Genomic DNA, 6,146 nt, shown 5'->3' on the forward strand with positions numbered 1-6,146 from the left:
GGGTTTGTGCGGCATCAATTGCGACCTGTAACGCTACGGTATACAATCCGGCATGATAAAGACTTTCAAGCATAAAGGGCTTCACGCTTTCTTTACCACTGGCAGTTTATCTGGAATTCAGCCACACCATTCGGCAAAATTAAGAAGGCAATTAATAAGACTTGATCTTGCTAAAAGCACAAACGATATGAATATTCCAGGTTGGAAATTACATGCCTTAAGCGGCAGCCTTGCCGGTCATTACTCGATAACGGTAAACGGGAATTGGCGAATGACTTTTGCTTTTGAAGGCGAAGATGCCATTCTGGTTGACTATCAAGATAGTCACTAGGAAACATTCAACATGAGCAAAATGCACAATCCGCCACACCCCGGCGAAACCTTAAGAGAAGATGTACTCCCTGCACTCGGATTATCGATTACCAAAGCAGCCGAGCAACTGAACGTTAGCCGTGCTGCTTTGTCGCGCGTTCTCAACGAACGCGCTGCCCTATCTCCCGAAATGGCATTGCGCCTAGAAGGCTGGTTAGGTGTAGAAAATGGCGGAAGTGCTGATCTCTGGGTAGCACAGCAGGCTGCTTACGATTTATGGGTTGCACGAAAATCTGGTGTTCCAGAAGTAAAGCACGCAGATATCGAGCAGCTCACCAGTAACCGATTGAAACAGGCTCATCGGTAGATCAATCCAATATTCCAATCCGCCGCTCGTCACAGCCAAATAAAATAATTTCAAATAACTATGCAATGACTGAACAAAACAACTCGACCAGTAAATCGGCAAACCAAATTCCAATAACAGCCTACCTATCCTACCGCCAGAGAAACCCACACAATGCAACAGCACTCGAATTGCTTGAAAAGCATTGCTCGGATCAAGCTATCCAATTGATTTACGATAAGGAAGCCATTCATCCGGGCGAAAGCATCAAGAAATTCATGGATGAACTGGCGTCAGCGCGTTGTATTTTCATCTTTTTGACACCCGACTATTTCGAGTCATCTTATACCTTGTATGAGCTTGTCACCATCGCGCAATGGGCCGATCTTGACCAACGCCTTATCTTTCCAATCCGGGTCACGAATGATTTGACAGATTATCAAACAACAGCTCCCAGAGAATATTGGGATAAAACAGAAAGAATCCGCGATAAACTGGCATGCTTGTTAAATACCACCGATCACGAGAATGCCTGGAAACAAGTAGAAACCGCCTGGAACAAGATCGTTTCTCCCTATTTGGAAAAACTCAACGTTTCGCTGGATTCCGTAGATCGTGAAAGCCAAAGCAAAATCGTTGAGAAACTAGTAGAAGCAGCCAAGAGCGAGTTTATGGCAGCCATCCTGGAAGAGACAAAAAAACTTCAATCAAAAATCAAATTTGAAATTACCAGTATTCTTAAGAAAAACTTGATTCCACTTGATCAACTGGCCAAAGAAATAATGCCAGTCACTGCTACCTCGGAAGCTATCGCTGAAAAATTGATAACCCAGATAAGCGATAAAAATGCGATTGCCATAATCACAAAAGCGATAACGGAAAAGAAAAAATCGAAAGCCTTTAATCAACAACAATGGGAAGAATGTCATTATCACGCTACACAGATTGGAGGCTGGTTATTGATCAATAGTGTTGATCCATTCTGGTGGTTCAATCACCAATTGAAAATGAAACAGCTCGCAGCCAAGAGCGTAACCCGCACCTATACATTAACCCATCAGCCTTATTTGGAAGTAATTGTCTCTCGCAGCATGACGCGGGATGCCCGGTTTCAATTGGATAAAGAAGGAAAAGCGCAACCTGCGAATAATGGCTTCGAAGTCCCGTTCTTTGACGGCATTTCTACAGACGCAATCGTCACTCAGCTTCTATACCCTATTTATCAGGATCTGCATCAGTCGCCCAATGAATCATTGGCCCGCCCGCCTTCCTTCCGAAAGCATAACCAAAATTGAACCGCCATCGGAATTAAACAAGTTACTAAAAGGCATCAAGAGTCTTGCAAATGCTCGTTTCTCTACGTTTGGAAAGCCCATTTTTTATCTGATGTCAAGCATTACACTCGAGCTCATCGAAAAACAGGATTGGTACTCCGAACTGTTGAAAGATGATCTTCCCAACCATTTGCAGTTTGTTAGCATTAAGCAAAGTTCAGTCGACAATGCCGGCCAGCCTCACAATAACCAAGAGTTATTAATCGAACAATATGCGATGCTTCTATCGATGAATTAACAGGACCACTTCACCATGTTCAAACCGCCGCAACTCCAGCAATTCCTTCCACCGGATTTTAAGATTTCAAATTCGGAAAAATCGTTATTTCATATATTCAATGAAAACGATTGCTATGCGCTGTGGGCGGCTTACGCTGCCGGACGGCCCTTACTGGTACGTGGCAAGCCGGGTACCGGGAAAAGTCAAATGGCCAAAGCCATTGCCGAACAGCTAGGTTGGGCATTTGTCAGTGAAGTGATTCGCGGCAATACGGAATTGAGTGATTTGCATTGGCATTTTGACGCTATCGGGCGATTGGGTGAAGCGCAAGCCATGAGTAATAAGCCAGGATTATCCGAAAGTGATTGGGAAAACAAGATGAATCCGCGGCATTTCTTATCACCGGGCGCTTTCTGGTGGGCGTATGACTGGCAATCGGCAGAATTACAATATCATGCTTGCGCCAACAAATGGCGCCCCAAACCCCAATTCACCCCAAACTCGCGCGTATCCAGTCCGGATGGCGTCGTGTTGTTGCTGGACGAAATGGACAAGGCCGAGCCGGATTTACCCAATGGTTTGCTCGAAACGCTTGGCAATTATCAATTCACAGTGCCCTATATTAATCCCGATGATGAGGATGAAGCCTTCAAGAATCCAATCACAGCCGATCCTGCGCGCCTATTGATCATAATCACCACCAATGAAGAACGGGAACTCCCAACAGCTTTTGTGCGCCGCTGCCTGGTACACACATTGAGAATGGAAGAATCGACTGAAAAATTAGGTGATATCGAAAAACGATACAGCTGGCTCATCGAGCGCGGTAAGTTGCATTTTGGCGATCACATCGCCGAACCGGTTTATTTGCGAGCAGCCGAATTGCTTTGGAGCGATCGTATTGCCAGCACTTATTCCCGCTACCCACCCGGACTTGCAGAATACATTGACTTACTCGGTGCGCTGCAAAGTCTTAACCATGATGAACAACAACAGCGCCTGGAAAAAATTGCGTCCTATGCCCTCAGAAAAGAGTTGGATCAATAGCGATGGTTTGGGGGCGACTGGTACTGATTCATGCAGCGGGAGAAAATGACGAAGCATTGCAAAAAATGGCGCAAGTGCTCGGCTACGAAACAAAACCGCTACAAATCTCGTCTTTTCAGCACGAAGCCAATTATCATGGTTCCGATAACACGCACAAACATGAATCCTCGTTACCAATCAATACCGCCAACGAACCTGCTCCACGCCCTTCTGCCCGATTTTTACGCGTTAACAAACGTGAACAACTCACCCAGTCAAATGACTTAAATACTAACCAACCACACTATCTGCACGATCCAACCTATCGTCTGACTGCACAATCAGCACCTAAGGGCACCTTCCAATTCGCACCTCCGCGCCCATTATTCGCAATGTCACGCTTGCTGCCGTTTCTGCATAACGGTTTAGGGCAGCCCCAGAAAACCGGCAAAATAGATTATCTGCGGTTAACTCGATGGGTAGCGAATGCCAAGCCCATACGGCGCTTGCCTAATCTATCGCGTAATCGTTGGCCGCAGCGCTTACAAATCATCGTAGATACCCGGGCTGCTCTGGAACCTTACTGGTCTGATTTCGCTGACATTATCGTGCAGCTTAAGAAACTGTTGGGCACAGAGGCTGTCACTTCCTTGCGATTTGATGAAGATACACTGGGCAAAATACCGGCGCAGGCAATTGCCTGGCCTACACAAGAAAATGATGACTGGTTCACATGGCGCGTGCCTGCTGCCGATGTAGCAATCCTAATTTTGAGTGACTTAGGAATCAGCGACTCGTACCCTGAAGCGCGGATTCGCTGGCAACAGATGTTTAGACACTTGCACACCCATTCAGCACCGATACTGACACTGAGTCCCGCAGACCAATCACCACAAAACTTATCGCTATGCCGGTTAATCAACCCAAATCCGCTAAATGATACCTATCGCGTACCTCGCCACCCGAATCGACGCGGTTTTAGGTTACCCCAACCCACAGCAGAACAGTTCGAAGATATTCTGACACTCTTATCGCCTTTACCCTTGATTGACAGGGGATTGCTGCGGCGTTTACGTGATCAATTAAAATGGGGAAGTAGCGAGCTGGAAAGCCAAATCTGGAATCATCCCGATGTCCATCGAACCAGCCTTGGCATTCGCGTGCATGACTCAGTGATTAAAAAATACCATCGGCGGTATCAACAAAAATTTACCCGCACACCCGAGTCCGCGCAATTGTGGCAATGCGTGCAAGAACATCATAAAGAAGCATTCGAAGGTCTGCATCGACTGGAAGCACTCAATCACTGCGTAATGGAAGTTAGTGATCAAACCAATGACGTTCGTCACTATTTCCAGCGATTGTGCGCCACGACGACGCAGGAAACAACGCAAAAAACTGCTTTACTGATGCAGTGCCAAACGATTCTGAATTGCCTTCCTACAGATGTTTGGCGCAGTTCGATGAATGACTTGGCGTATGATTTATACGCAATGGGACACCAAGAAGATATCCGTGCAGGACGATGGCCTGATCACTTAGAACCCGGTTTCGATCCAAGCCGTCTGTTATGGGTGCTGGATGAACAAAAGCACAATGAGCGCGTGCAATGGCAAGTCAAGCAAATCGGATCGCGCGGTGAATTGATTTGCCAGCAACGTACCCAAAATACTGAAGTTGTCCCGCCAGTCGTTCAATTTGACGCACACCCTGCATTCCCGCCGACTTACCGTTTTTCTTCCCCGGCAGACCAGAACCCGTCAATGATACGCACTGGTCAAACGTTCAACTTAAATAATGACATCATCACGATACAAACCGCATGGCAGCGGCTGGAACTGGAAGCCATCGACAAACCTGATTGGGCTACCGACATCTGGTGTAATGCCGAAGGCTTATCGGTCAGGCTGCCGGTTTGGCGCGACGTAGCACATACAGCCAAGTGGTTTACTGGGGAAGCAGGCAGGGCGGGTTCCTGGCTTATTCCATTACCATTCGGTATCGATCAATACGGTCTTTATGCAGATCTGTTTATATCTCCTCAAATTACCGAATTATCCTCTGCTGAAGAGCTCATCACCCAACGCTTCCGCTGGATCACTCCCGGCACCTTCCTGATGGGCTCTCCAGAATCGGAACCAAAAAGAGAAGATAATGAAACGCAACACGAAGTCACGCTGACACAAGGCTACTGGTTAGCCGACAGCGCTTGCACGCAAGCATTGTGGACAGCGGTAATGGCTGAAAATCCCAGCCGTTTCCAGGATGATCCGAATCATCCGGTGGAAAATGTCAGTTGGCTCGATGTGCAGCCATTCATCGAAAAATTAAATACGCAGTTTCCTGATTTACACGCCCGGCTACCAACTGAAGCACAATGGGAATACGCCTGCCGTGCGGGCACTCAAACGCCGTTTTCGTTTGGAGAAAACATCACGCCTGAACAAGTCAACTATAATGGCGAGCGACCCTATGCCGGAGGCGAGAAAGGCCTGTACCGTGAAAAAACTGTTCCGGTTAAATCATTGCCTTCTAATCCATGGGGATTGTATGAAATGCATGGCAATGTGTGGGAATGGTGCATAGATTGGCATAGTAATTACCCTCGGCATGTAGTCACTAATCCACCTGGTGCAGAGCAAGGTACAGCTCGCATACTTCGTGGCGGATCATGGAACAGCTACGGCGGCAGGTATGTTCGTTCTGCTTCTCGCAGCTGGCTCGTACCCGACTATCGCGGTGTCGGTAACGGGTTCCGCTTGGTCCTAAGTTGAAAGCAAGGATCGGGTCGAGCTAACGGGATTACGCCCGTTAGCCCTCCCACACCACCGGACATGCGGTTTTCCGCATCCGGCGGTTGAGTCCAGCAGGTTATCCACCTGCAAGCTCCCATGGCAGTACAAACCCA

Annotated in this window: 6 protein-coding genes; all 6 read left to right on the forward strand. The window is 47.5% G+C overall.

Translation table 11 applies throughout. From position 1 onward, the window contains the following. The first annotated feature begins 52 nt into the window (after positions 1 to 52). The 6 genes from QZ942_RS03250 (at position 53) to QZ942_RS03275 (ending at position 6,012) form a co-directional block, all read left to right on the forward strand. A complete protein-coding gene (locus QZ942_RS03250; RefSeq protein WP_292993221.1) occupies positions 53 to 331 on the forward strand; it encodes a type II toxin-antitoxin system RelE/ParE family toxin in 279 nt (92 codons plus the stop codon). A 12-nt stretch (positions 332 to 343) separates the two neighbouring features. Continuing rightward, on the forward strand, positions 344 to 679 hold the full coding sequence (locus QZ942_RS03255) for a HigA family addiction module antitoxin (protein ID WP_292993223.1): 336 nt from the start codon (positions 344 to 346) through the stop codon (positions 677 to 679). A 65-nt stretch (positions 680 to 744) separates the two neighbouring features. Continuing rightward, entirely contained in the window at positions 745 to 1,953 is a 1,209-nt protein-coding gene (locus QZ942_RS03260; RefSeq protein ID WP_292993224.1) for a toll/interleukin-1 receptor domain-containing protein, read from the forward strand. After that, positions 1,904 to 2,230, forward strand: a complete 327-nt coding sequence (locus QZ942_RS03265; RefSeq protein WP_292993225.1) for a hypothetical protein — start codon at positions 1,904 to 1,906, stop codon at positions 2,228 to 2,230. Before QZ942_RS03260 ends, QZ942_RS03265 begins: the two co-directional genes overlap by 50 nt. A gap of 15 nt (positions 2,231 to 2,245) precedes the next feature. Continuing rightward, the gene (locus QZ942_RS03270) at positions 2,246 to 3,259 is read left to right on the forward strand and encodes a MoxR family ATPase (protein ID WP_292993227.1); all 1,014 of its coding nucleotides are present in this window, start codon (positions 2,246 to 2,248) and stop codon (positions 3,257 to 3,259) included. Between the two features lie 2 nt (positions 3,260 to 3,261). Further along, positions 3,262 to 6,012, forward strand: a complete 2,751-nt coding sequence (locus tag QZ942_RS03275) for a formylglycine-generating enzyme family protein (protein ID WP_292993228.1) — start codon at positions 3,262 to 3,264, stop codon at positions 6,010 to 6,012. Positions 6,013 to 6,146 lie beyond the last annotated feature (134 nt).

Source organism: Nitrosomonas sp. (assembly GCF_021731985.1).
Lineage (GTDB): Bacteria > Pseudomonadota > Gammaproteobacteria > Burkholderiales > Nitrosomonadaceae > Nitrosomonas.

Excerpts from the sequence above, each read along its gene's own strand:
- QZ942_RS03260 (WP_292993224.1), top strand. The coding sequence starts at position 745 with ATGACTGAACAAAACAACTCGACCAGTAAATCGGCAAACCAAATTCCA.
- QZ942_RS03265 (WP_292993225.1), top strand. The coding sequence starts at position 1,904 with ATGAATCATTGGCCCGCCCGCCTTCCTTCCGAAAGCATAACCAAAATT.
- QZ942_RS03250 (WP_292993221.1), top strand. The coding sequence starts at position 53 with ATGATAAAGACTTTCAAGCATAAAGGGCTTCACGCTTTCTTTACCACT.
- QZ942_RS03255 (WP_292993223.1), top strand. The coding sequence starts at position 344 with ATGAGCAAAATGCACAATCCGCCACACCCCGGCGAAACCTTAAGAGAA.
- QZ942_RS03270 (WP_292993227.1), top strand. The coding sequence starts at position 2,246 with ATGTTCAAACCGCCGCAACTCCAGCAATTCCTTCCACCGGATTTTAAG.
- QZ942_RS03275 (WP_292993228.1), top strand. The coding sequence starts at position 3,262 with ATGGTTTGGGGGCGACTGGTACTGATTCATGCAGCGGGAGAAAATGAC.